The sequence below is a fragment of the Corallococcus praedator genome (genome assembly GCF_003612125.1).
GTDB classification, from domain to species: Bacteria; Myxococcota; Myxococcia; order Myxococcales; family Myxococcaceae; genus Corallococcus; species Corallococcus praedator.
In genome coordinates, this window is sequence record NZ_RAWI01000025.1 from 21,783 (window position 1) to 48,079 (window position 26,297).

At 66.4% G+C, this 26,297-nt stretch carries 15 protein-coding genes; 10 read left to right on the forward strand and 5 right to left on the reverse strand.

Annotated features, from left to right (window positions below; all coding sequences use genetic code 11):
* Nucleotides 1-21: 21 nt before the first annotated feature.
* Nucleotides 22-1,881 carry a hypothetical protein gene (locus D7Y13_RS05465; RefSeq protein ID WP_120583103.1) on the reverse strand — a complete coding sequence of 620 codons (1,860 nt, stop codon included), beginning with the start codon at nucleotides 1,879-1,881 and terminating at the stop codon, nucleotides 22-24.
* A 319-nt stretch (nucleotides 1,882-2,200) separates the two neighbouring features.
* Between D7Y13_RS05465 and D7Y13_RS05470 the strand changes: the two genes are divergently transcribed.
* The gene (locus D7Y13_RS05470) at nucleotides 2,201-4,114 is read left to right on the forward strand and encodes a propionate--CoA ligase (protein ID WP_120583102.1); all 1,914 of its coding nucleotides are present in this window, start codon (nucleotides 2,201-2,203) and stop codon (nucleotides 4,112-4,114) included.
* A 22-nt stretch (nucleotides 4,115-4,136) separates the two neighbouring features.
* On the opposite strand, the gene D7Y13_RS05475 is transcribed toward D7Y13_RS05470, so the two are convergent.
* On the reverse strand, nucleotides 4,137-4,775 hold the full coding sequence (locus D7Y13_RS05475) for a TetR/AcrR family transcriptional regulator (RefSeq protein ID WP_233595430.1): 639 nt from the start codon (nucleotides 4,773-4,775) through the stop codon (nucleotides 4,137-4,139).
* A gap of 128 nt (nucleotides 4,776-4,903) precedes the next feature.
* Between D7Y13_RS05475 and trhA the strand changes: the two genes are divergently transcribed.
* The 5 genes from trhA (at nucleotide 4,904) to D7Y13_RS45115 (ending at nucleotide 19,957) form a co-directional block, all read left to right on the forward strand.
* Entirely contained in the window at nucleotides 4,904-5,560 is a 657-nt protein-coding gene (gene trhA, locus D7Y13_RS05480) for a PAQR family membrane homeostasis protein TrhA (protein WP_120583115.1), read from the forward strand.
* 475 nt (nucleotides 5,561-6,035) lie between these two features.
* Entirely contained in the window at nucleotides 6,036-7,127 is a 1,092-nt protein-coding gene (locus D7Y13_RS05485) for a NosD domain-containing protein (RefSeq protein WP_120583101.1), read from the forward strand.
* 907 nt (nucleotides 7,128-8,034) lie between these two features.
* Nucleotides 8,035-13,317 (forward strand): hypothetical protein, encoded by a 5,283-nt coding sequence (locus tag D7Y13_RS05490; RefSeq protein ID WP_147444262.1) that lies wholly within the window; start codon nucleotides 8,035-8,037, stop codon nucleotides 13,315-13,317.
* Nucleotides 13,318-13,494: 177 nt separating this feature from the next.
* Nucleotides 13,495-19,437: an FG-GAP-like repeat-containing protein gene (locus D7Y13_RS05495; RefSeq protein ID WP_158620331.1), complete on the forward strand. Its 5,943-nt coding sequence runs from the start codon at nucleotides 13,495-13,497 to the stop codon at nucleotides 19,435-19,437.
* A gap of 25 nt (nucleotides 19,438-19,462) precedes the next feature.
* Complete coding sequence (locus tag D7Y13_RS45115) at nucleotides 19,463-19,957, forward strand: hypothetical protein (protein ID WP_147444261.1); 495 nt, start codon at nucleotides 19,463-19,465, stop codon at nucleotides 19,955-19,957.
* A gap of 79 nt (nucleotides 19,958-20,036) precedes the next feature.
* On the opposite strand, the gene D7Y13_RS05500 is transcribed toward D7Y13_RS45115, so the two are convergent.
* The gene (locus D7Y13_RS05500; protein WP_120583098.1) at nucleotides 20,037-20,402 is read right to left on the reverse strand and encodes a winged helix-turn-helix transcriptional regulator; all 366 of its coding nucleotides are present in this window, start codon (nucleotides 20,400-20,402) and stop codon (nucleotides 20,037-20,039) included.
* Between the two features lie 87 nt (nucleotides 20,403-20,489).
* On the opposite strand from D7Y13_RS05500, the gene D7Y13_RS05505 reads away from it, so the two are divergent.
* The 4 genes from D7Y13_RS05505 (at nucleotide 20,490) to D7Y13_RS05520 (ending at nucleotide 24,601) form a co-directional block, all read left to right on the forward strand.
* Nucleotides 20,490-21,506, forward strand: a complete 1,017-nt coding sequence (locus tag D7Y13_RS05505) for a zinc-binding alcohol dehydrogenase family protein (protein WP_120583097.1) — start codon at nucleotides 20,490-20,492, stop codon at nucleotides 21,504-21,506.
* 133 nt (nucleotides 21,507-21,639) lie between these two features.
* A complete protein-coding gene (gene poxB / locus D7Y13_RS05510) occupies nucleotides 21,640-23,376 on the forward strand; it encodes a ubiquinone-dependent pyruvate dehydrogenase (RefSeq protein ID WP_120583096.1) in 1,737 nt (578 codons plus the stop codon).
* Nucleotides 23,377-23,543: 167 nt separating this feature from the next.
* The gene (locus D7Y13_RS05515) at nucleotides 23,544-24,062 is read left to right on the forward strand and encodes an RNA polymerase sigma factor (RefSeq protein ID WP_199732726.1); all 519 of its coding nucleotides are present in this window, start codon (nucleotides 23,544-23,546) and stop codon (nucleotides 24,060-24,062) included.
* Nucleotides 24,063-24,094: 32 nt separating this feature from the next.
* Complete coding sequence (locus tag D7Y13_RS05520; RefSeq protein WP_120534145.1) at nucleotides 24,095-24,601, forward strand: hypothetical protein; 507 nt, start codon at nucleotides 24,095-24,097, stop codon at nucleotides 24,599-24,601.
* Between the two features lie 21 nt (nucleotides 24,602-24,622).
* Here the strand turns inward: D7Y13_RS05520 and D7Y13_RS05525 are convergent, their stop codons facing one another.
* Nucleotides 24,623-25,669 carry an NAD(P)-dependent alcohol dehydrogenase gene (locus tag D7Y13_RS05525; protein WP_120534146.1) on the reverse strand — a complete coding sequence of 349 codons (1,047 nt, stop codon included), beginning with the start codon at nucleotides 25,667-25,669 and terminating at the stop codon, nucleotides 24,623-24,625.
* A gap of 141 nt (nucleotides 25,670-25,810) precedes the next feature.
* On the reverse strand, nucleotides 25,811-26,297 hold a 487-nt coding region (locus D7Y13_RS05530; protein ID WP_147452423.1), incomplete at its 5' end, for a zinc-binding dehydrogenase.

The following is a 26,297-nucleotide window of genomic DNA, read 5'->3' on the forward strand; positions in this document are numbered from 1 at the left end:
CGGAGGGATGCGGGGCGGTGCTCAGCCCGGGAAGGACACGTCCACCTGGATGGCGCCATCCTTGTTGAAGACGAACTGGCTGTAGTCGTAGGCGCCGCCCATGGGCAGCACCACGCAGTCGGAGACGTCCAACTGGGTGGACGCGTTGTTCTTGAAGGTGTTGGCCAGGTTGGCCGCGAACTTCTGCGCCTTGTCCAGGATGCCGGCCTGCGGCGTGGTGGTGGTCCAGTTGAACAGCGCGTCCATCGCGTTGAACACCCAGCCGTCGATGGTCTTGTCCACCTCCGGCTCCGGCGCCTTGCCCAGCGTGATGTCCACGCTCGTCACCAGCCTGCCGTCATTGCCGGCCTTCACCGTGATGAGCCCCGTCCACGGCTGCTGGTAGCGGGCCGTGCCCAGCCGGTCCTTCGCGCCCAGGGGATACTGGCTGACCTCGATGTCCACCTGGAACATCCCGTTCAGGCTCACGGTGCAGCGGTCGGTCTGGCTGGTGTTGGGCTGGGTGGTGAACACCACGCTCTCCGTGCCCAACGCGTACTGGTCCAGGCCGTTGTTGACCTCGAACCACTCGCCGCGCCCGTTGTTCTTGTTGCCATTGGTGCGCGAGCCGGAGCACTGGTAGGTGAGCGGGGCCACGCGCAGGATGCTCCCCGGAATGCCGCTGGCCTGGAGGATGGCGGGCAGCACCGTGGGCCGCAGGTAGCCCTCGCCAAACGTGTCCTGGCTCAGGAGCATCCGCGCCTTGGCTTCGGCGGGCGTTCCATCCGGATTGGTGGTGGAGGCCAGGGGCGCGTTGAACGCGAAGCGCGAGGCCCAGGTCGGTTCGGCGCGACCCCGGCTCATCATGCACATGTTCACGGAGCTGAAGTCCCCATTGGCGCTGTACTGCGTGGTGCGCTCGCGCACGAGCGTGGGCACGATGCTGGCGGGGTTGCCCGAGGCCTGCACCGGGTACGCCACGTCCATGTGGCCGAACCCGGCCAGCCCGCCCTGGAGGGTGCTCTGCGCTGCCTGGCTGAGGGCCACGGCCGCGCCGCTGGCGGTGTTCACCACGCGCAGCGAGTGGAACAGCGAAGGCTGGGTCAGGTCGATGAACAGCCGGAACACGGAGTAGTGGGCCGACATCAGGGCCTGCACGTGGTCCTTCGCGTCCTGCTTCGCGACCAGCTGGGTCGGGTCGGTCACCTGCGCCTGGGACAGGTCCAGCGTCACGATGACCGTGGTGCCCGACAGGGGCAGCGTCTTCTGGGAGCCGCCTTCCATGTACTGCAACGTCGCGGTGGTCAGCGGCAGGTGCACCTCCAACTGGGTCGTCTGGTTGTTCGGAACCGCCACGGTCGGATCCGCCAGCGCGGACACCGCCAGCTGGGACCAGCCGTCGTTGCCGACCGCCTGGGTGAAGCCGGGCGCGGTGACCTGGTGCTTGTAATAGAGCAGGGCGTGCAGCTGCTTGTTGATGAGGCCCACCGACAGGGCCCACACCAGGTCCCACTCATTGGGCGAGCGCGGGTGGAACTGCACGGTGTAGGTGGCGGCGTGGTTGTCACCGCTCGTATCCGTCGGGTTGGCGTCCACGGTCACGCACGTCGAACCCGATGTGCCGGTGTAGTGCTCCTCATGCGCGGGGCCGCTGGCGAAGTCCCAGTAGAAGGAGAGGGGGACCTTCTCGTTCCCGGTCTCCAGCGAGTAGGTCACGGTGCCCTCGGGCCCTGGGGACAGGGAATTCTTCTGCTCGATCTTGAAGGTCGTGCTGGCGCCGTCCGCGATGCTGGCGGCGGGCGCGGAGCCGGAGAGCTGCCCGTCCTTGTAGTCAGGCGTGCCCCGGTTATCGATGGGGCAGCCGGAGCTGTTCTTGATGGTGAGGGTCGTCGAAAGGGTCACGGGCGGATCCAGGCAGGGGGGAGGGCACGCCGTGAAGCAGACCGCTGCGCTCACGGACGCGACGTCACCAACTGCAAGGCCAGGACCACGCCGTGCTCCACTGCGAACACCCGCGGCTTCCTTCGCTTCCTTCCGGTGTCCTGCGTTCTGCTGGAACGCGCCTGCGTCGAGCCACGCGCGGCCTGCTTGCGCGCTTATTCCCACGAAGCCTGCAAGCAGCTTCCCGTCCTCCACCGCACGCGCGTGGCCCCGGAGGGTTTCCACTCCGGGAGGCACCTCCCTATCGTCAGGAACACCCCACCCACGATGGAGCGGACGCATGGGCAGCTACGAGGACTTCTACCGGCACTCCCTCGACCAGCCGGAAGCGTTCTGGGCCGAGCAGGCCCGCCTCATCGACTGGGAGCGTCCGTTCGACCAGGTGCTGGACGCCTCGCGCCCTCCCTTCGCGCGCTGGTTCGTCGGGGGCCGGACCAACCTGTGTCACAACGCGGTGGACCGGCACCTGGCCACGCGTGCCTGGCAGCCCGCGCTCGTCTTCGTCTCCACCGAAACCGACCAGCGGCGCCAATACACCTACGCGCAGCTCCACGCGGAGGTGAACCGCGTGGCGGCCATGTTGCGCGAGCTGGGCGTGGGACGCGGCGACCGCGTCATCGTCTACATGCCCATGGTGCCCGAAGCGCTCTTCACGCTGCTGGCCTGCACGCGGCTGGGCGCCATCCACTCCGTGGTGTTCGGCGGCTTCGCGGCGCACAGCCTCGCGATGCGCATCGACGACGCAAGGCCCGTGCTGCTGGTGACCGCGGACGCGGGCATGCGCTCCGGCCGGGTCGTGCCCTACAAGCCCCTGGTGGATGAGGCGCTGACGCTCGCCCAGCACCCGCCCGCGCACGTGCTGGTGCTCGACCGGGGCCTCGTCCCGGGCACCGCGCTCACGCCGGGACGCGACGTGGACTTCGCCACGCTCGGACAGAAGCACGAAGGCGCCCAGGTGCCGGTGGAGTGGCTGGAGTCCTCCGAGCCCAGCTACATCCTCTACACGTCCGGCACCACCGGGAAACCCAAGGGCGTGCAGCGCGACACGGGCGGCTACGCGGTGGCCCTGGCGGCCTCCATGCGTCACATCTACACGGGCCAGCCCGGCGAGGCGATTTTCACGGCCAGCGACATCGGCTGGGTGGTGGGCCACTCGTACATCGTCTACGGCCCGCTGCTCAATGGCATGACGACGGTGCTCTACGAAGGTCTGCCCACCCGGCCGGACGCCAGCATCTGGTGGCGGCTGGTGGAGGAGCACCAGGTGAGCGTGATGTTCACGTCGCCCACCGCCATCCGCGTCCTCAAGAAGCAGGACGCCTCCTTCCTGAAGCGCCACGACACCTCCCGCCTGCGCTACCTGTTCCTCGCGGGCGAGCCGCTGGACGCGCCCACGCACGCGTGGATTTCGGACGCGCTGCCCTCCACGCAGGTGCTGGACAACTACTGGCAGACGGAGACGGGCTGGCCCATCTTGGGGCCCGTTCCCGGCGTGCAGTCGCGTCCGCGCAAGCTGGGCTCCCCCGGCGCGGCCATCTACGGCTACCGCGTGAAGCTGCTGGATGGACTGAGCGGCGCGGAGGTGACGGCCCCGAACCAGAAGGGCGTGCTGGTGATTGAGCCGCCGCTGCCGCCCGGGTGTCTGTCCACGGTGTGGGGGGATGACGAGCGCTTCGTCTCCACCTACTTCTCCAGCTTTGAAACACCTGTCTACAACACGTTCGACTGGGCCCTGCGCGACGAGGACGGCGACTACTTCATCCTGGGCCGCACCGACGACGTCATCAACGTGGCCGGCCACCGGTTGGGCACGCGTGAAATCGAGGAGGCCATCAGCGGCCACCCGGCCATCGCGGAGGTGGCGGTGGTGGGCGTGAAGGACGAACTCAAGGGCCAGGTGGTGATGGCCTTCGCCGTGCCCAAGGACCCCACGCGCCTCCAGCGTGACGAGGACCGTGCTGCCCTGGAGCGCGAGGTGATGGACACCGTGGGACGCACGCTGGGCGCCGTGGCCCGTCCGGCCCAGGTGCACCTGGTGGCCAACCTGCCCAAGACGCGCTCCGGCAAGCTGCTCCGCCGCAGCATCCAGGCCGTGGCCGAGGCGCGCGAGCCGGGCGACCTCACCACCATCGAGGATCCCACCTCGTTGGAAGGGATTCAGGCGGCCATGAAGGCACGGGGGCCCAAGGGGTAGCCGGAGGACCGGCGACGTGCCCTCAAGCCTTCCGCTTCGGCTCGCGCTTCACGCCGGGCGCGCTGGGGTCCTTGGGCAGGTGCCGCAATCCCATCCATCCGAGCGCCGCGACGTGGCGGGCCACGTTCTCCGTGGAGAACGCCTTGCCCTCCGCCGCCCACCAGTGCCCCACCTGCGTCACCATGCCCACGAGCGCGTTGGCGTAGATGGGCGCGACCTTGGAGGAGTAGCCCGCGCGCTCGAACTCGCTGCGGAAGACGTCCCCCACGCGCTGCGCCAGGTCGTCGATGACGCGCGTCAGCCCGCGCCGCGCCAACGCCGTGGGGGAGTCGCGCGTCAGCACCGCGAAGCCCGCGGGCTCCTCCTTCACGTAGCCCATGAACGCCAGCACGGCCCCCTCGAAGCGCTCGCGGGGCGTGCCCTGGGAGATGCGCGCAGACACGCGCGCCACCAGGTCCTCCATCTCCCTGTCCACGATGGCCGCGTACAGCCCCTCCTTCGCGCCGAAGTGCTCGTAGACGATGGGCTTGGAGACGCCCGCCTGCTGGGCGACCTCTTCAATCGAAGTGGCCTCGTAGCCCTTCGAGGCGAAGACCGACCGCCCGACCTCCATCAACTGCACGCGGCGCTCCGCGCCCGTCAGCCGTTGCTTCTTCTTCAAGTTGACCTCGAACCTACCCGCACGTAACTTACCTCCTCGAAACCTACCATTCCGTAGGGAAGACGAGGAGTCGTCACCATCATGAAGTGCTTCGTCTTCCAGGATATCGCGCCCTGCTGGGTGTGTTCATGACCACGGCGGTGCTGGCGTTGGAGAAGCCGAAGCTGCGGGGTGTGCTGCACCAGTGGGCGGCGGCGTTCTCGGTGGGCGCGGGGGTGGTGCTGGTGGCGCTGTCGCCCACTCAGCGCACCGCGCTGGCCACGGCGCTGTATTCGTTGAGCCTGGTGGGGCTGTTCACCATCAGCGCGACCTACCACCGCGTGAACTGGGCCCCGAGGGGCCGGGCGTGGATGCGGCGGATGGACCACGCGGCCATCTTCCTGCTCATCGCGGGCACGTACACCCCGGTGGCGATGCTGGGGCTTCCGGAGGAGCTGGGCAACCGGCTGATGCTCTACATCTACGTCGGGGCCCTCATCGGCATCCTGCAATCGCTCTTCTGGGTGGGCGCGCCGAAGTTCATCACGGCGGCGCTGGCGGTCGCGGTGGGGTGGATCATGATGCCGTACTTCGGTGACGTCTTCCGCTCGCTGGGCGCCGGTGGCGGTGGGCTCATCATCGCAGGAGGCATCGCGTACACGACGGGCGCGCTGGCGTATGCCTTCAAGCGCCCCAACCCCATCCCCGGCGTCTTCGGCTACCACGAGGTCTTCCACGCGCTGACCATCGTGGGCGCGGGCTTCCACTTCGTGCTGGTGCTCCAGATGGTGCGCGCGGCCGGGTAGGGCACCGCCATCAACGACGGGAGGGCGGGGCGTCGGAGGGGGCGCCGTGGCCTCCAGCGCATGGTGTAGCAGCGCCGACGGCAGCTCCGCGTGTCCCGAATACCGGGTCTTCTGGCAGGCGCGGACCCAGTATTGCGACCCCGTCTTGTAGCCAATGCCCAGCTCGTTCGCGATGGCCTTCGTCGCGAGCCCGCGTGCGGCGAAGTGCACCACCTGCGTTTCCCTCCGGCTGGGGTCCGTGCGCGCGAAACGCTCCACCGCGCGCGTCACCGCTTCCGGAGGCGGACCGCCTTCCCTGGCGATGGAATCCGACATGGTCCTTCCCCCTTGCCACACCGTCGCCGGACAGGTCCTGTCCTGTCTTTAATGCCAGGGATTCGCGGGTTGCTCAATGATTGTCAGAAAACGACTGACGTCGCCCGGTGGTCGCCCCGTTACCTGAAACACGCCTCAAAGTCGCGGCACGCGAAAAATAGTGCCGTTGCATGTCCAGGCAAGGAGTTATTCACCATGTCGAAACTCACAAACCCTGGCCCTGTCGAGCATCACGCTGGCGCTGCTCGGACCGGGTCCGCTTCTGGCGGCAACCTTCACCGTGACGAACACGGCGGATTCGGGGGCGGGTTCGCTCCGGGCCGCCATCACGTCGGCGAACGCGGCGGCGGGCGCGGACACCATCGCCTTCAACATCCCGGGGGCCGGCGTCCAGACCCTCGTCGTGCTCTCCGCGCTGCCCACGGTCACCGACACGTTCAACATCGACGGGACGACGCAGCCGGGCTCCGTGGGCGTTCCCCTCGTCGAACTGAATGGCGTCGTCTCCGACAGCTCTGCCTTCCGGTTCGTATCGTCGGGCAACACCCTCCAGGGCCTCACCCTCAACCGGTTCTCCGTGAACGTGCTCCTGGTGGGCTCCGGAGGCAACACCGTGCAGGGGTGCTACATCGGCACCGACACCACCGGTGTCCTCACCCAGGGCAATGGGGTAGGGATTATCGTCAGCTCATCCAATAACACCATTGGCGGTGTGACGGCCGGCGCCCGGAATGTCATTTCCGGCAACACGGGGGATGGCATCGCGGTGACTGCCGGAGCGAGCGGCAATCGCATCCTCGGCAACTTCATCGGGACGACCGCGTTGGGTACCACGCCGATGGGCAATGCGGATGCGGGCATCCACCTCGTCGGGAGTCCGCTGACCGTCATCGGCGGCGTCGTGACGGGGGCCGGCAATGTGATTGCTGGCAACGGGTCGCATGGCGTGTACCTGGAAGGCGGAGCGGGCTTCGCGACGGTGTATGGGAACAGCATCGGCACGAATCCGGCGGGGACCCTGCCGCTGGGCAACGCGGGCAGCGGGGTGTTCATCGAGGGCACATCGGACACACGGGTGGCGGCGTGGCCGCCGGGCAGGCCAACCGCATCGCCTACAACGCCGTGCCCGGGGTCGTCGTCGTCGTCGGCGGGGCGACGTCACTGCGCAATACGGTGCGAGGCAACTCCAGCAACCAGAACGTCGGTCGTGGCATCGACCTGGGCAATAACGGCACCACGGCCAACGACCTGATGGATCCGGACACGCGGCCCAACACCCTGCAGAACACGCCGGACATCAACGCCGTCGTCAATCTAGTCACGACCATGCTGATCCAGGGACGATGAGCAGCACGCCCTCGTCCACCTTCACCGTGGACTTCTACCGCAGCCCCAGTTGTCTGCCCGCCATCCTGGGCGAGGACGACAAGACGTACCTGGGACCACGACGGTGAAGACCACCTTCCTGGGGCTGGGCGCCTATTCGTTCACCGTGCCATTCGCCATACGCTCGCCAGTGCTTCAGGCGGGGACAGACCCATGACGCATCTGTCCTTGTGCGGCATGGCTGTACTCTGGGCAAGGAGGAACTTCGACATACACCTGTCGATGCACCAATCTCGCGTCTCCAGCTTTACCTCGGCCACCGAGTCCGCGCGGAGAGACGCCCGTCCAGCCTGGCGGATGCCCAGTCCTTCCGCCTATCCGCACCCGCGCGGTGGACTGTCATTCAGCATCACGACGACGCCATATGGGGCTCGCCGCGAAGGATGGGAGAGGCGCGGGTCCGGTCTTTGCAGCGGGCCTGACCGTCCATCCCGAGGACACGTACCACCCATCGGTTCTTCTGCATGCGGCGAATGGTCGATGGGTCACCCGTCTTGAGTACCTGCGCGGCAGCGGGGCACTTGCCGTGTGTCCCAAGGGGCCTGCGTCCTGGGAAGCCAAATCGGAGAAAGCAAGCGGTATTTGGCAGCGTGGTTTCTTCGGGAAGGTGTCAGGGAATTCGTACATAGGCGTATTGCACTTGCGCAACCGCACGCAGGAAAGCGGCAGTCATTGCCAACATGATGAAATTCTTAATACTTACTGGAAGTGTCCTGGGCCTTCTACTGGCCGTCTCATGCAGCCCCATTGACTCGCGGGAAGAAGCACCCCGCGTGGAGGGGGTGGTCCGGCAGCGTCTCGACGAGGTCTGCAGTCGCGACGAGCCGACGCTGCTGGCCCTGAAGACGACGGGGCCACGCTCTTGTAGCTTTGATGAAGATTGCCCATGGGGCTCCTTCTGCAGCCAGAGCACTCTGAAGTGTGACTGGCAGTGTCTGGAGAATGGGACAGGAGCCAATGCCTGTTCCACGGCTGGGACGAGCTGCGGCTGTGATGGTCGCTGCTCGGTCACGAGTGGGGAGCCGTCCACGAACGATGTCCGACCCACCCTGGCGCTCGAGCCCCTGAGTCTGATCTTCACGCCCCCGGTCGCGCCCGCGACGGTCTGGGGACACCAGGGCATTGATGTCTCCTTGTCGGTGGGGACGACCACCGAGGGCACCGCGGCGTCGAACCTCACGGTGCGTGTGATGGCGGGCCCGGAGATGGGCATTTCCTGCTCGTCCAACGCAGGCCCCTACACCAGCGAGTGCTCGCTGAGTGGGTGGACCTTCCAGGCCAAGGGAACTCGTTTCCAGGCAACGAAGCGGGTCTGGGTACGCCCGCTCTCAGGGAGCACCCAGGCGACCTGGAGCATCCTGTTCGACGGAGAGGGGCTCGCGCCACGCCGCTCGCGTGTCTCCGCCGGGCGCGACACCCTTCCGCCGCTTCCTGTCGGTAACGCCGTCCCCTTCCAGGGAAACGTCACCATCCGCACGCAATTCGCCACCCTGCCGTACTCGGCGCAGGGAGCCCCCGAGACGAAGCTGACGGTTCCCGTGCAGGCGTGGGTGAACAACGACTTCCTGCTGCTCTATGACGAGAGTCGAATCCTGTCTCCCACGGGCAAGCTGCGTGTGGAGCGGAACCAGAACTTCGTCGAGTTCAGCTGGCTGCCGTCCACCACCGCCGCGGGTGACCGGGCGACGGTCGATGCCCTTACGGCGGTGATTGGCAACAAGACCTTCTCGGGGTTGCCAGCGGGAGCGCGAAGCCTCTCGGGGCGTTTCAACATCAACTTTCTCAAGAACGGCTCTGAGTATCTTTCCCTGGAGTACGCGCTGTCGCGGACCCGTGATGCGGTTGTCGCGTGCGGCACTTCGCTGCCCGCATGCTCGGGTGGAACCGTCTGCGAAGCTGGATTGCAGGTCTGTGCTCCTGGGACCGTCTGGACCTCGCTGGGAAACAACGCCTCGCCGCGAAACACGCTCATCCACGAGCAGTTCAAGGCCTGGAATGACTCTGGCGCTCAGCAACTCGCCAGCGCGCCCGGGGACTTTGGCATGCAGGGTGACAAGCTTGCCCAGGGCGTTCTGTGCGATCCGGGCGAAGGCCAGGACCCCGTGGCCACCTTCACGTCGACCGTGCTGAACTATTCGGGCGAACTTGCCTGTTCCACGGGAAGGCCGACCTACTTCGCCAGGCTCAATACCCAGCGGGACCTGCGCGCGGTGATTCCAGGTGCACCTGTCCTGGAGAGCCGGCAGATGCTCCAGGCCTGCGCCAGTGACCTGCAGGTCCTGCCGCAGGGGACGCAGCCTGCGGGAGTTCGTTCCTTCTTCCAACAGCGACTCCAGAATCCCGCTCAGTGCTTCAGTGTGGCACGGACCTTCGACGCGCTTGCTCTGCTGGGGTCCACGAAGCAGACCTCGCGCGACCGCCTGCGCTGGTACCTGATGCAACAGTGGATCGGTGCGCACGCGTTCGTGGCCAGCCAGACGGCCCTGCAGCGAAAATCGTATGACTATCTGGGCGACAACGCCGAAGTGCAACTGCCGACGCTGGCCAACTCACTGGACCAGTTCGAGCGTGGGTGGGAGCTGTTCCTCTCCTCCTTCATGCCCTTCGTCGGAGGTGACTTTGGGATCGATGGGGCCTGCGAGTTCAAGAATCCCGACTATCGACTTCCGTCGAATCCCGTGGATGTCTGGACGCTGACGGGTGGCGACCTCCTCCAGACGCGATACTTCAATTGGTGGCTCATGCCCCAGGGTTCGGATCTGACGTTCATGTGGTACCCGGACCCCTCCAAGCAGGACTCCTGTAGCAGATACACGGCCGAGAACTGCGCGGCGAACCCCGCCTTGTGCCCCCAGCATCCTTCCCGCTGCGGGCTCGGCTATTATCCCATCCTCGGCTTTGGCGAGGGTGTGAACGGGGACCTCGCGCACAAGTTCTATGTGTACAAGTATGCCGCCGAGTACATGTCAGGTCCCGATGAGGCATTGATCGTCGAGCACACATCGGGTGGGCAGCGGCACTTCGCGTCCTACGAGCTGCCCTTCATGTTCGGCCGCCTCAGTGATGCTCCCATCGTCGCCCGGCGGAAGGCGGGGCAGTATCAATTCTTCGATGCGAACCATGCGAATGGTCCCATCGAGTCGTCGTCAAACGGCTACTATCTGCCGACGGATTATTCAGCTCCCTTCATTGAGGACGAGCCGCCACTCGTGGGGGATGTCCCGCAGTCCACGGCGGGCATCGTGTTGTTCGACCATGCTCTGAGCGACGCGGAGCTCCGCGTCGCGGCGGGCAGGAGTTTCTCGTCCTATCTCAACAGGGCGGGTGAACGGCTGCCCCCGTCTGGAAACCTGCCGCATCATGAGCAGGGAATTGGCTTGCCTACCGCCGCGCTGGAAGGCGTCACGGCCCACCTGGAACTGCTCAATGCGGAACTGGAGCGCGTGGCGCGAACCACGTCATGTGGAGTCGTCACGCCGGGATCCCCGCGTGCCCTGGTCGTGGAGCGTTTCGGGCGGACCCTGCGTCAGGCGTTGTCCATCGAATCCACCGCGGGCCTGCAGCAGCGGCAAATGGTGAGCGCGTACTGCGAGGGAAATACCCAGATGGCTTCTGGAGTCGAGGCGCGTTTCAAGCAGGCGCGCGCAGAGCTTGAGGCGACCCGGAATCGCGCCCAGCGCACGCTGCAGGCGATGCTGGCTTGTCAGTCCACGGAGATCCCGGAGAACGAGGCGCCGCTCCTCTTCAGGAGCGTCACGGGCGATTCCGAGCGGTTCTTCGCCAGCTCGGACTACATCAAGACCTACGCGGAGAGCGCACTGCTCAGTGCGGAGGCGAACGTCGCGGCCGCGCGTACGGCCTGGGAGCAGCAGCGGGTCAGTGGCATCCAGCAGACCCTTAGCACCCAGGATGCCGCGCGCCGGGTGGAGCGACTCCAGGCCGAGTACGGGCAACCCCTGGTGCAGGCATGCGGCCTGGACGTCGAGGCAAAGGACGCGCTGGCGCTGTTCGACCCGACCCAGCCGAACGCGCTCACGCCGGAGTCCTGCTACGTCGCGAAGCAGACGCCCGAGTGCGATGTGAGCATCTCGACGCTGGTGCCGGCTGTGACCCAGGAACAGGCCCGTTCGTCGATGTGCCTGTGGTACGAGCTGCAGGCGCAAGGGTTGATCACGCTCCCTTCGCCATTCTCCAATGTGATTGCGTCCTGGACGACCGCGACGGTCTCCAATGGCTTCGTCTCCGCGAACGGAAAGCAATTCGAAACGAAGTATCTCTATCAACCCCCTTTCACTCTGGACCGCGTTCCTACCACGGCGATCGCGAACAGCCAGCAGCTCTGCCGCATGGCATGGGGGGGAGACCATCCGCTGCCTTCTCCCGTGGATCTCGGAAAGGGCTTGAGCAATACCTGCTATCGCGGTGAGTTGGGGACCGCGCGCCTGGGCATCACCGCCGCGGCGCAGAGTCTCCAGGTCGCCAGGGCTGCCTGGGCGGATGCCCAGGACCGCTACGACATCGCATCGGGCAAGTGTACGACCCTCGTCGTCAGCCAGGGGCAGAGGACCGCGCTTCGGGCGGCGCGCGACGCAGAGATGATAAGACTCTCGGGTGCCAAAGAGACGGCGGACCGGATCGGCGCGGGCTTCAACAGCCTCGATCGCTCCCTTGGCCTGGCGGAACAAGGTGCGCAGTTGGGTGCTGCTGCCGGACCCGTTGGCGCCGCGATTGGTGCAGGTGTCGGGTTTGTCGTTGGATTGTTCGGGGCGGATGCGGCGGATGACTCCGTCCAGTTGCAGCAGGAGATCTTCCTCACGGACCTGGAATTCCAGGGGCGGGTGGATGTGCTGAACCTCGGCCTCGCGGTGACTCAGTGTCTGGCTGACGCGCGGTTGAGCATGGAGGGCATCAAGACCGCCGCGCTCCAGGTGGACCGGGCGGTGACGGACGTGGAGCTGTCGCTCTTGAAGCTCCGGAACATGACGGCTCAGGTTCAGCAGAGCGCGGCCACCGGCCTAGCGGTGGTGCAACGCGAGAAGGGACGGACCGTCGCGTCCGTGGCGCATCATTACTGGCTGGATGAGCACATCTCCGAAGCGAACGAGTCCTTCGAATGGGCTCGCAGGCTGACGTACCTGCTGGCCCTTTCCTTGGAGTACGAGATGCAGCGCAGCTTGGTCGAGCGTCAGGCCGCGCTGGATGCGACGAGGCCCGCGCAATTGAGGTCGACGTACAACACCCTCCTGGCGATGAAGTTCGTCGCGAAGGTAGGCAACCGGTCGCCGGGAGAAGACACCGTCTTCATCAGCTTGCGCGATGAAGTCCTGAAGCTGGCGTCTCATGAAAACGCACCTGAAGGCGAGCGGGCCTTTACCCGGGGGGAGCGGTTCGCACGGAGGATCTCCGCCCCGCAGCACGCGGTGTTCGACCGACAAGGGCACTACCTGGGGCAGGGAATCCAGTTCAGCATGCCGGTGCCAAATGGGCTGGCGCACCGCTGCGCCGAACGACTCTGGTCGGTCCGGGCCAACATGGTCGGGAACATCGTGAATTGGCCGCAGGCACAAGGCGCCCAGTTGTTGCTTTACAAGCGGAACACCTTCCAGAGTCGCTGGTGCGGCAGTCTGGGGCTTGGGGATGGTTCGAGGTACCAAGTGCGGGTTCATAGCCCCACCGTGGACCTGTCGGGGCAGCCGCCCCTGGTGACCGCCGCAGGGACGAATGCCTGGTCGGTAGCGAGCATCCAGTCCCGACTCAACGAGCCTGCGGGAAGCTGGACGTCGTTGCCGTGCAACACCCAGAGCGGTTGTTCAGATGAGCTGGCGGGGCGTGGCTTCTTTGGCGACTACATGGTCGTCCTCCCCGAAGCGGGACTGCTGGCGAATGGCTTCCCGGTGTCGGCGGTGGAGGACGTGATGCTCGCCTTCGAGGTGGAGTCCGTTTCGAACGCCCCCGAGCCGGGATCCTTGAAGGCCGGCGAAGAAGTCTCAAGGCAGGAAACCGACGCGTCGAGCTGCGAAGCCGGGCCGACGGGCATCGTGTCCTGCTCGATGTGATGGGTGTGACGGGTCGCTGAGTCACGAAGTCCATGGGGCGCCTGGGAATCATGGCAGGCGCCCCTTTCCATGTCTGAAGCCTGAATGGGTGGCCTGATGAATCGCCTCATGGTGGTTTTGCTTGCATGTGTTCTCGCGCGTCCTGCCTGGGCTGCTTCCGAGCCTGCCCCTGGGGCCGTGTCCGCGCAGACGCTCCGGTTGCCGGATGGGCCGGGCTCCGTCCGTGGCCTTGGCGACGACGTCTCCGTCGATGGCTTCAGTGCCCAGGTCCTGTACAGCGTTCCTTTGGAGTTGCCCCAGGGCATCGGGGGCTTCGCGCCCGCGCTGGCCCTCACCTATTCGGGTGAGCTGGGGAATGGTTCCGTGGGCGTGGGTTGGACGTTGCCGGTCATGTCCATCCGGCGCTCCCTGCGTCCGGGTGTTCCGTCCTACATGGCCGCAGACGAGTTGGAGCTCGTGGGCATCTCCGGAGGCGGACGGCTGGTGCCTTTGGCCGATGGAACCTGGCGGCTGGAGGGGAGCGGCCAGCAGGTGAAGGTCGAGCAGAGCGGTTCGGGATTCCTCGTGACCGAAAATGGCGGCGTCCGCTATCGCCTGGGGACGACGGCGGATGCGCGGATGGAGGTTGCGGGAACGGGGGCCATCGCGGCTTGGTTCGCGGAAGAGGTGCTGCATCCGGCGGGACATCGGATCGCGCTGACCTATCTGAATGACGGTGGGCAGGTCTATCCCATGACGATGCGCTGGGGCCCTGCGGACGCCTTCCAGGTTCAGTTCCTGTATGAAACGCGGCCGGACACCGTCACCAGCTACCGGACGGGTTTCCTGGTCAGCACCGCGAAGCGGCTGAAGGAGGTCCGGGTCCACGCTTTCGCCGAGAATCTTCGAAGCTACCTCCTATCCTACGACAACGCCTTCGCGCTCAGCCGACTGTCTCAAGTCCAGATGACCGGTCGAGGAGGCGTCGGGGCCTTTCCAGCCCTGGGCTTCACCTATGCCCAGCCGCTGGCGGAGCGGGTCGTGAAGCAGACCGGGGTGGATGGCTGGATCCTCAACACCCGGGGCGTCAGCCTCATGGATGTGGATGGGGACGGCATGAGCGACCTGGTTCGCACGGAGTCAGGAAGCCATGCCTACAAGAAGGGGCTGGGAGGTTCCTTCGGGGCCTCCGTCACGATGACGGGACCCGCGGCATCGCTCTCCGCCGTCAGGGTGATGGATGTGGACGGCGACGCGCGGCCCGAACTCGTCCGCTACCTGAGCAGCGCCTGGCGTCCCTACCGGCTGAATGGCAATGCCTGGGTCGACATAGGAAGCGCGTGGCCCGGGAGCAACACCCTTCCAGTGCTGGACTCGAACTACTTCTACGCGGACCTCAACGGAGACGGCCGGACCGATGTCATCCGGAGCGTGACGAATGGCATCTGGGTCAAGCTCAACAGCGCTTCAGGCTTTGGAGCGTGGCTCACGCGTCCCTTCATTGGTGGGGGGACTTCGACGCTGGTTCCCGGGCCCAACGAGCGCTTCCATGATGTGAATGGTGACGGGCTCGCCGACGTGGTGCAGCTCACCGACGCGTTGATACGGGTGTACCTGGGCAAGGGGGATGGGACCTTCGTCCTGGCCGGAAGCTTCAACCACCCCTGGGGAACGGGCGCCTTCCCCCTGGCGGACATCCGGCTGTGCGACCTCAACCGGGACGGCCTCATGGATGTGGTGCGGCTGTCGGCCAGTCATGTGTACTGGTACGTTGGCAAGGCTGGAGGAGGCGTCCAGCCCACGCCGCGCTACGTCCCGAGGCCTGGCAGCGCCAGCTACGACTCGGTGGTCGCCATCTCGGATGTCAATGGCAACGGCAGCGAGGACGTCGTGTGGTCGTCGCAGGAGGGGCTCTGGGTCCTGGACCTGGCGGGCCCGACCTCGGCGGGCATGTTGGTGGGCGTGGACAATGGCCTGGGCAAGACGCTGTCGCTGTCGTACTCGGCGTCGGCGGTCCTGTCGGTCGCGGCGGACGCTGCGGGTCAGCCCTGGACGAGCAAGCTGCCCGTGTCGGTGCCGGTGCCGGTGTCGCTGACGGTGCAGCCGGGGATGGACGAGCCCGCGCGGAGCACCGAGTACCTGGTGCGAGATGGCTTCTGGGATGCGGTGGAGCACCGCTTCGGAGGATTTCTCACGAGCATTCGTCGAAGCCTCGGGGCGACGGCGGCGGAGACGCTCGTCGAGACGACTCGCCACCATGCGGGCCTGGGCAACGACCGGGTCCTGCGCGGGGTGCCCCTGGAGGTGCGCACCGAGAATGGGGTGGGGACGCTCTTCACCCGCGTCGCCTCCGTCCATGAGGCCAGGGCCGTGGAAGGGCTGCCGGACGTTCCCCTGCTGCGGCGTAATGCCACGCTGGCGGTCCGAACGTGGAATCACGAAGGGGTCTCCACGCCCATCGAGACCCTCACGGCGTATACCTACGACACGCGGGTGCGGCCCGTGGAGGAGGTCCACTCCGGGCGGCTTGATCTCCTCGGAGACGAAAAGCGTGTGCAGCGGGCGTACGCGAGCGACGCGATGCTGTGGGTGCAGGATGCAGTGTGCGAAGAGAAGGTTCGGGAGTTGGATGGCACCCTGCTTTCCCATGCGCGCACCTTCTATGGTGATGCCACCCAGGTCTTCTCCTGGACGGACGTGGCGGACTGCCGCGTGGGACGCTTGGTGCGGGAAGCCCAGGGCTGGCTGGAGGATGCGCACTCGCCACGCTGGGTGCTTCAGGAGGCCCGGGAGTACGACGCCTGGGACAATCCGACCCACATTTTCACCAAGGGCGTCTGGCGGACGCTTGGCTACGACGCGAACCACCTGCGGCCGGTATTGGAGTCGCTCTCTCCTTCCACGGGATACACCTTGTCCTGGACGAGTGAGTGGGACGATGTGCTGGGCAAGGCCACGAGCGTGACGGCGCCAGAAGGTGTGAAAACCGAGCTGGGCTACGACAGCCTGGGGCGACTCACGTCGATGGCCGTGGCGGGCGCACCGCCGCATGTCCGCTATGCCTATGACTGGACGCCGCCCCGGCCACGCACGTTCACATATGTCTTTGATGGGGACCTTGAAGCACTCCCTGGGAGCTGGATGGGAGGGTGGGTCGCGGGAGGCGCCTGGCGCGAAACGGTTGCTATAGCGAACGGAGCGGGTGAGGCGCTGTACTCCGCGACCCGCCTTTCGCCGCTGCGCTGGACGGTGTCCGGTTGGCAGGAGCGTGACGCCCGAGGGCAGGTTTCGTTCGTGGGGGATGCCTTCTACGCGGATGGTTCCTTGCCCGGCACGCGTCCGGTGGGCCTCCTGGGACAGATGATGGCCCACGATGCACTGGGACGGCTGGTGAGTCAGCAGATGCCGAATGGGGGCCTCCGGACGCTGGCCTACAAGGCATTCGAAGCGACCCAGAGCGACTCGGAGCTGGCGCCCGTCATCACCCGGATGGACGGCCTGTCGCGCATCCTCCGCACGCAGCGCCAGGTGGGGACGGTGCTGGAGTCGGTCGACGCGGTCCATGATGCTGCGGGACGCCTCCGGACGCTGGGCCTCCAGGGCGGAGCCGTCACGCACTCCTTCACCTATGACACCCTGGGCCGCATGGTGGCGGCCACTGACCCGGACGTGGGCGTGCGCGCCTTGCGTTACGACGACCATGACCGGCCCACGCACCACACGAACGGAGCGAACCAGACGCGTCAGTATTTTTATGACGAAGCGGGACGGCTCACCCGTACGCAGGCGGAGGATGGCACCGCCTTTGTCTATCACTACGACGTGAACCAGGATGGCTCGGCGCTGGGCGGTGTGGCTGGCCGACTGGCCTGGGTGGAGGAGCCTTACGGCGCGGCGCACCTGCGCTACGATGCCTTCGGGCGCACGGTGTTCCAGCAGCGTGTCATCGACGGTGAGACGTCCATGGAGGAGGCGACCTACAGCCCCTCGGGACTCCTGCTGGAGTCGAAGGTGGATGGTATGGTCATCCCCAGGTCTTACGACGCAGCCGGGCGTGCCATGGGGATTGGGACGTATTGGCAGGCGCTCCAGATGGACGCCGCGGGCCGGGTGCTCGAAGAGCAATACGGAAACGGTGTACGCCAGCTCTACGAGCGGGATGTCCTGGGCTTCGCCTCCCGGATGCAGACGGTGAATGCGCTGGGAATCTCGCTGTATGACGTGACGCTGACGCGCAACGCGTATGCCGCACCGCTGACGGTGACGGACACGGATGGGCGGGGACTGAACCACTCGGCGGTCTTCAGCTACGACACGGCGGCGCGTCTGACGGATGCCATCCTGGGGGCGGTGCCCGATCCGGGCGGTACGCTGGGGCAGGGGGCCGGTTCGTACCTGTTCGGGTACGAATACGACGGATTGCAGAACATGGTGGGTCGCAACGCCAGTGGGCCCGCTGCGCTGGGCATCCTCACGGGGACGTTCCACTTCGGGGAACGTGGCTTCGGACCCCGGCAGCTCACCCGCGTCGTCGCGGCCTCGGGCGACACCCTGATGGACTACGACGCTGCGGGCCGGCAGGTACGTCAGGGGGGACGCTTGATGACGTACAACGGCCTGGATCAGCTCGCGACGGTGACGCTCCCCGGGACCGGGGGGGGCGCCTCCCAGGTCGTGGAGCATGCGTATGGGTATACCGGCCTGCGCGTGCGGACGGAGAGCCCGACGGGGGAGACGCAGTACTGGTTCTCACCCCAGGTCACGCAGCGACCCAATGGTATCCGGGAGCGATACCTTTCTTCGGGAGAGCGCACCGTTGTGCGGATCGCCTACGAGGCGACGGCGGGGGGACAGCTCGCGGGGTTGCCTGGCGTGGGATGGCCGAGGGAGGCGGAACTGGATCAGGTCGTGGGACGTGGGCTTGGAGGACTGCTGCTGGGGACGCTGGTGCTGATGGCCTCGGTGGCCCTGTCGCGGTCTTCCTCCCGTTCACGCTGGCAGCGACTGACGGCGGGCGTGCTGGCCGTGGCGGTGTTGGGCCTGGGGTGTGAGTCGGGCGTTCGAGCGTCGAGCCTCGCCATTCGGCGGCAAGCGGTGTGGACCGCGACAGGAACGCTCTACTTCCAGGGAGGCGTGAGTCCGGGGCCGGTGCTCATCACCCGGGCGGATGGCAGCGTGCAGGAAGAGCGACGCTATGAGTCCTTCGGAGCGCCTGTCGATGCGTACCGGGAGTTCGTGGGAGGCGGTAGCGCGGTGGGGACGGTGGACCATGGGGAGGAGCCGCTCAACGCACTCAACAATCTGACGGACCCCCACACGGGCTGGAGTGACCACGGTGCGCGGTGGATGGCCCCGGAGCTGGCGCTCTGGCTGACCCCGGATCCTCCGATGAAGAGTCCGGATCCAAAGTTCCTCGCGCAGCCCTGGGATCTCCACCCTTATCAGTACGTCCGTCAGAATCCGACGATCTACTGGGACCCGGATGGTCGCGAACCGGTCCGGAACCAAGCGGGAACTGCTGCGGGCTTTCGAGCGGAGTTCGAGACAAATAAAGGACGTGAGGTTGGAGAGGCCGCTGAGGCTCGTCTGGTGAATTTGTCGATGATAAGAGTTACATCCATGGGAAATGTCAGCCCCAGGAATACGGGGTTCACCCAGGACTTCGTGAATCGATATGTTTATACGGAGCACGGGGGTTGGATTGATATGAATCATTTCGTTTTTTATGCAGGATTGGCTTATGAGCATAAGGAGGAGAGGAAGAGCGCGCCGAATGCGGTTCCGCGTGCGATTCAGAGAACGATTGACCTAGGAAAGCTGCAGGAGGAGACGGATAATTACAGAAGGAATGGAATTCCGTCTCGGTATTCGTACGAAGATCTTCCCAGTGACCTGTATGGTGCCCAGTTCGGGGCGGCATACTTCGATCCAACGTCGGAGAAGTCGCTGGCGGAGCAGATGGAGATGTTTCTTGGCAACCTTGGAGCGACCTCGTCTGAGCGGGCTCCCAACTACCAATTCATTCCGGCCGACGAAGTCGAGGCAGATGCCTTGTCCAAGGTAAACAAGGGCCCCACTGGCACCAATATGACGGCGGAGCCACAATGGACCATGCCAGTGGAGTCATGGACAGGGCAGTGAAGCCGTGCGGTCTCGATGAAAGGAAATGCTGGTGCGCTGGTTCGGATGGCGCGCAGTACCGGTTGTGACGCTGCTCATGATTCTGGCGGGGGGAGGGCTGCTCATCCCCTTGCCAGGAGGCTTCCGGCATCTATTGAATCTCGACTGCTATGCAGTAGCCATCGCCGTGGTGTTGGCTGTTGTTGCCATGTATTTTCAGATGCGCGGCTGGTCACGCGTCGTCGCCAGTGTCTCGCTGGTGTTCGCGTTGTTCTTCTTGATGAGGATGAGATTGGAAAATCACGAGATCCGGTGGCTGTATCGGGTGCATGCGGTCGCACCCATGGCTTGTCAGGAGGCATTCGTCAACGGTGCGGATGCTGAAAAAACTCTTGTGCGTGCACTCGAACTGGCGGGCCTGCCCCCCAATGAAGGAGGGTTCCTGCTGATCGCATGCAAGAAAAATGGTGCGGAGACGTCAATCACCAATGGTTTCGAAAAATCCTGGACACTTTTGCCAGATGGAAGCCTTTGGCCGTGACGCAGCGATGAATGGCTTCGCACCTGCCCAGGATTTGCTTGCTGCGGGAAGGGGTGTTGCATGGTCCGTGAGGCGAGCGTCAGCGGGCCACGGCGGTCAGCGTCCGCTTGCGGTTCTTCTGCCCCAGATACGCCTCACCCCAGTGCTTCAGGGTGAGGATGACCTCGCGCAGCGTCTGACCCTGCGCGGTGAGGCTGTACTCCACGCGCGGCGGGACTTCCGCGTACACCTGCCGGTGCACGAGCCCGCTCGCCTCCAACTCGCGCAGGTGCTGGGTCAGCATCCGCTGCGTCACGTCCGGGATGTGCTTGCGCAGCTCCCCGAAGCGCAGCGTGCCGTCCAGCAGGTGGTAGAGGATGAGCCCCTTCCACTTGCCGCCAATCAAATCGAGCGTCGCTGACACGGGGCATCCCGCGGAGCACTCGTAGGTCTTGTGCCGGGCCATGGTTCCCTTTTCGTGCCTATTGGCCGAAATAGTGCGTACTTGTCCGCATCCACCTTCAGGACGATGTTGGCACGCAAGGAGAATCCCATGCGAGCCGTTGCCCTCTACAAGTACCTCCCCAGCGACCATCCCGAGGCCCTCGTCGACGTGGCGCTGCCCACGCCCACGCCCGGCCCCGGCGACCTGCTCGTGCGCGTGCACGCGGTGTCCGTCAACCCCGTGGACACCAAGGTACGTGCCCCCAAGGCGAAGGTGGAGACCGAGCCGCGCGTGCTCGGCTGGGACGCCGCCGGCGTCGTCGAGGCCGTGGGCGCCGACGTGAAGCGCTTCCGTCCCGGGGACGAGGTCTACTACGCAGGCTCCATCGCCCGGCCGGGCACCAACTCCGAGCTGCACGTCGTCGATGCGCGCATCGTCGGACGCAAGCCCAGGAGCCTGTCGTTCGCGCAGGCCGCCGCGCTGCCCCTCACCTCCATCACCGCCTGGGAGCTGCTGTTCGAGCGGCTGGGCGTGTCCCGGGACAAGGGTGCCCCGAAGGATGCGCTGCTCATCGTGGGCGGCGCGGGCGGCGTGGGCTCCCTGGCCACCCAGCTTGCCCGTCAGTTGACGAACCTCACCGTCATCGCCACTGCGTCGCGTCCGGAGACCGTGGCGTGGTGCACCGGGCAGGGCGCGCACCATGTGGTGGACCACCGGCAGCCCCTGGCGAAGCAGGTCCTGGCGCTGGCGCCGGAGGGCGTCCGCTACGTCCTGGCCCTGACCGCGACGGAGCAGCACTTCGCGCAGCTCGTGGAGGCGATGGCGCCCTTCGGACAACTGGGCATCATCGACGACCCCCAGTCGCCGCTCGACGTGTCCGCGATGAAGCGCAAGAGCCTGGCGCTCCACTGGGAGCTCATGTTCACCCGCGCGCTCTTCAACGCGGATCCGCTCGCCCAGCAGCGGCTGCTCGACAGCGTGGCGGACCTGGTGGACGCGGGCACGCTCAAGACCACCATGGTGCAGGACTTCGGCCCCATCACCGCCGCCAACCTGCGGCGCGCGCACGCGGCCGTGGAGACCGGCCGCACCGTGGGAAAGATTGTCCTCAGCGGCTTCCCCTGAGCCGCGCGGCCTGAGCGGACCGGGCGGGCAGCCAGCCTTGCGTTGGCAACGCCCGCCAGCCCGGTCGCCGGGTATGGGAAGGGTGCACATCTTCTTCGCCGTGCGGTGACCGGGCCCTGGCGAGGTGTGGACCATGAAGAAGACGGTGGCGGACCAGTTCGCGGAAGTGCTGGCGCTCGCGGGGGTGAAGCGCATCTACGGGGTGGTGGGCGACAGCCTGAACGCCCTCACCGAAGCCCTGCGCAAGCGCGGTGACATCGAATGGGTCTCCATGCGCAACGAGGAGGCCGCGGCCTTCGCGGCGGGCGCGGAGGCGCACCTGACCGGGCAGCTCGCCGTGTGCGCCGGAAGCTGTGGCCCCGGCAACCTGCACCTCATCAACGGCCTCTATGACTGTCACCGCAGCCGGGTGCCGGTGCTGGCCATCGCGGCGCAGATTCCGTCCTCGGAGCTGGGCACCGGCTACTTCCAGGAGACGCATCCGGAGTCGCTCTTCCGCGAGTGCAGCCACTACTGCGAGCTCGTCTCCGCGGCCAACCAGATGCAACGCACGTCGGAGATCGCCATCCGCAACGCCGTGGGCAAGCGGGGCGTGTCCGTGGTGGTGCTGCCCGGGGACGTCGCGCTCCAGAAGGCGGAGGACGCTCGGGCGCCCACGCCGGAATCCCTGTCGATGTCCCCGTCCCAGGTGACCCCTTCCGCGGAGCAGGTGCAGCAGATGGCCTCGCTGCTCAACAGCGGCGCGCGCGTGACGCTGCTGTGTGGCGCGGGCTGCGAGGGCGCGGGAGCGCAGGTGGTGGAGCTGGCGCGCAAGCTCCAGGCGCCGGTGGTCTCCGCGCTCCGGGGCAAGGAGCACGTGGAGAAGGACAACCCGCACTTCGTGGGCCTCACGGGCCTCATCGGCTACGCGTCCGGTTACTGGGCGATGATCGACTGCGACGTGCTCCTGATGCTGGGCACGGACTTCCCCTACCGGCAGTTCTATCCGGACACGGCGGACACCCACATCATCCAGGTGGACCTGCGCGCGGAGAACATCGGCAAGCGCACGCGGGTGGACCTGGGCGTGGTGGGCAGCGTGGCCGCCACGGTCCAGGCGCTGCTGCCCCGCATCGAAACGAAGAAGGACACGAAGCACCTGGAGCGCGCGCTGGCGCACTACCGCAAGACGCGCGAGGAATTGGACGGGCTGGGCCGGGGCACGGTGGGCAAGAAGCCCCTCCACCCGCCGCAGGTGGCCCGCGCGTTCGACCTCCAGGCGTCCGACAGCGCCATCTTCACCTGTGACGTGGGCCTGCCCACGGTGTGGGCCGCGCGCTACGCGACGATGAAGGGCCAGCGACGGCTGGTGGGCTCGTTCAACCACGGCTCCATGGCCAGCGCGCTGGCGCAGGCCATTGGCGTGCAGAAGGCCTTCCCGGACCGGCAGGTCATCTCCTTCTCCGGAGACGGCGGCTTCACGATGTTGATGGGGGACTTCATCAGCCTCGTGCAACTGGGGCTGCCCATCAAGGTCGTGGTCTTCAACAACAGCTCCCTGGGCTTCGTGGCGATGGAGCAGCAGGTGGGCGGCATGCTCGACGTGGGCACCGCCCTGCGCAATCCCAACTTCGCGCAGCTGGCGGAGGCCGTGGGCATCAAGGGCCTGCGCGTGGAGGACCCGGGGGACGTGGACGCGGCGGTGCAGCAGGCGCTCGCGACGCCCGGGCCGGTGCTGGTGGACGCCGTCGTCAGCAAGGCGGAGCTGGTGATGCCCCCGAAGATCACCGCCTCCATGGCCGCGGGTTTCACGCTGTTCGGCGTGAAGGCGCTGCTCAACGGCCGCACCAATGAGGTGCTGGAGCTGGCGCGCACCAACCTCTGGCGCTGAAGACGCCGGGGCCAGGGTGGGGAAAACCCCTGGGGTTCCCAGGGGTTGGGTGTCCTGGCGCCCAGGGGCCGGAAAAAAGAATCAGGGCCGCGAATCCATTCGCCCGCTGGCTGCCTCTTATCCTGCGAAGGGGATTTTCCCCACCGCACGAGGTTCGAAGGCGCGCCATGGATTCGCCCACACCCCCCAACGCGATGCTGGTCGCGGCCCATGCCGGGGACCTGGACGCGCTGGCCCGGCTGCTCCAGGTCTATCAACCGAACCTCCGGCGGTACGCGCAGCAGCGCTGCCTCATCAGCGACGTGGACGACGCGGTCCAGGAAGCGCTGCTCGTGATGGCGCGTCACCTGGGCGCGGTCCGGAAGCTGGCCTCGTTCTCCGGGTGGATGTTCAAGGTGGTGCAGCGCGAGTGCCGCCGGCTGGGCCGCGTGGCCTTCAAGCAGGACCCGTACGAAGAGGCGCTCGTCGACCAGTGGATGGCCGCGCACACGCCGGACTCGCTGCGGATGGACCTGGCGGCGGCGCTGGAGTCGCTGCCTCCGCACTACGTGCAGGTCGTGTTGCTGCGTGACTTCGAAGAGCTGTCCATCCGCGAGATTGGCGAGCGCCTGGAGCTGGACGTGCCCGCGGTGAAGAGCCGCCTGCACCGCGCCCGCGTGATGATTCGCGAATACCTGCTGGCCTGATTTCCAATCCCATTGCTGTCCGGAGTCCTCCCATGGCGAACCCCATGTCCCTGCTTGGCATCCTCCACACCGTGGTCAGCCTGCCCCCCATCGTCTTCGGCGTCTGGGCCTTCCTGCGCGACGGGCGCATCGATCCCGCGAACCGCCTGGGCAAGGCCTACGTCGTCAGCATGGTGACGTCGGTGGTGACGTCCTTCGGGCTCTCCAGCACGGGCGGCTTCAACCCGGGCCATGGGCTGGGCCTGCTCGCGCTGCTGTTGATGGCGGTGGGGGCGTTCGCTCCCAAGCCGGGGGACGGACGCGCCACGACCTACGTGCGGATGCTGACCTACTCCGCCAGCTTCATGGTGCTGCTGGTGCCGGGCATCAATGAGACGCTGACCCGCCTGCCCGCGAGCCAGCCCCTCGCGGACAGCCCGCAGTCCCCGCTGGTGCAGTCGGCGCTGGCGGCCCTGCTGGTGGCGTTTCTCTCAGGCGCCACGTACCAGGTGGTGAAGCTGCGTGGACAGGCCCGGCCCCAGGTGCACCCGCAGGCGTGAGGTGGGGCTGACGAGCCCGCGCTACGTCAGGCTCTTCATGTCGATGACGAAGCGGTACTTCACGTCGCCCCGGTGCAGTCGCTCGAAGGCGTCGTTGATGTCCTGGATGGGAATCAGCTCAATGTCGGAGACGATGCCGTGCTCGCCGCAGAAGTCGAGCATCGCCTGCGTCTCCGGCAGTCCGCCCGAACCGGAGCCGGAGAAGCTCGCGCGCCGGGACAGGAGCGAGACGGCGGTGACCTCCAGGGGCCTGGCCGGGAAACCCACCAGCACCAGGTGTCCGTCGCGCCTCAACAGCTCCAGGTAGGCGTTGACGTCATGGTTCGCGGAGACGGTGTCCAGGATGAAGTCCAGCTTGCCCACCTGGGCGGCCATCTCCTCTGGCTTCGAGGACACCACCACCTCGTGCGCGCCCAGCCGGAACGCATCCTGCTTCTTGCGGTCGGTGTGGCTGAACACCACGACGTGCGCGCCCAGGGCCCGCGCGAACTTCACCCCCATGTGGCCCAGTCCGCCCAGCCCCACCACGCCCACGCGCATCCCGGGGCCCACCTTCCAGTGGCGCAGCGGTGAGTACGTGGTGATGCCCGCGCACAAGAGCGGCGCGACGGCCGCCGGGTCCAGGTTCGCGGGGACCTTCAGGACGAAGTGCTCGTCCACCACGACGGTCTCCGAATAGCCGCCCTGGGTGACCGTCTTCCCGTCCTTCTCCCGGCCGCCGTACGTCAGGACGCCGCTGACCTTGCAGTACTGCTCCAGGCCGTCCTTGCAGTCCTCACAGGTGCGGCAGGAGTCCACCATGGTGCCGACCCCTGCCAGGTCCCCTGTCTTGAGCTTCGTCACGTCGCGGCCCACGCGAACCACGCGGCCCACGATTTCGTGTCCCGGCACCAGGGGGTAGGGTGAGACGCCCCAGTCGTTGTGGGCCATGTGCAGGTCCGTGTGGCAGACGCCGCAGTAGAGGATTTCAAGCTGCACGTCGCGCGGGCCGGGCTCGCGGCGCTCGAACTGGAATGGGGTGAGGGGCGAGCGGGCGTCCTGTGCTGCGTAACCTCGAACGGGAATCATGGGGCGTGGCTCCTGGAAGTGGTTCCCTGCGTGATGCCAGCAAGGATGGGCGCCGCCGCGTTCGCGCGAAACAGACGGAATCAGGATGCAGTATGTAGGAAAGCTTCCGAATTGATTCCGCGCGCCTGGAGCCTGCCCGCGCTACCGGAGGCTCTTCAGGTCGATGACGAAGCGGTACTTCACGTCGCCCCGGCGCAATCGCTCGAAGGCATGGTTGATGTCCTGGATGGGAATCAACTCGATGTCGGAGACGATGCCGTGCTCGCCGCAGAAGTCGAGCATCTCCTGCGTCTCCGGCAGCCCCCCGATGGAGGAGCCGGAGAAGCCCAGGCGCTTGATGAGGAGCGGGAGGACGGAGACCTCCAGCGGCCGCTCAGGCACGCCCACGACGGACAGGTGCCCGTCGCGCTTCAACAGTCCCAGGTAGGCATTGACGTCATGGACCGCGGAGACGGTGTCCAGGATGAGGTCGAACCTGCCTGCCTGCGCGGCCATCTCCTCCGGGTTCGACGACACCACCAGCTCATGCGCCCCCAGCCGGAGCGCGTCCTTCCGCTTCCTGTCGGACTGGCTGAACACGACGACGTGCGCGCCCAGCGCCCGCGCGATCTTCACCCCCATGTGGCCC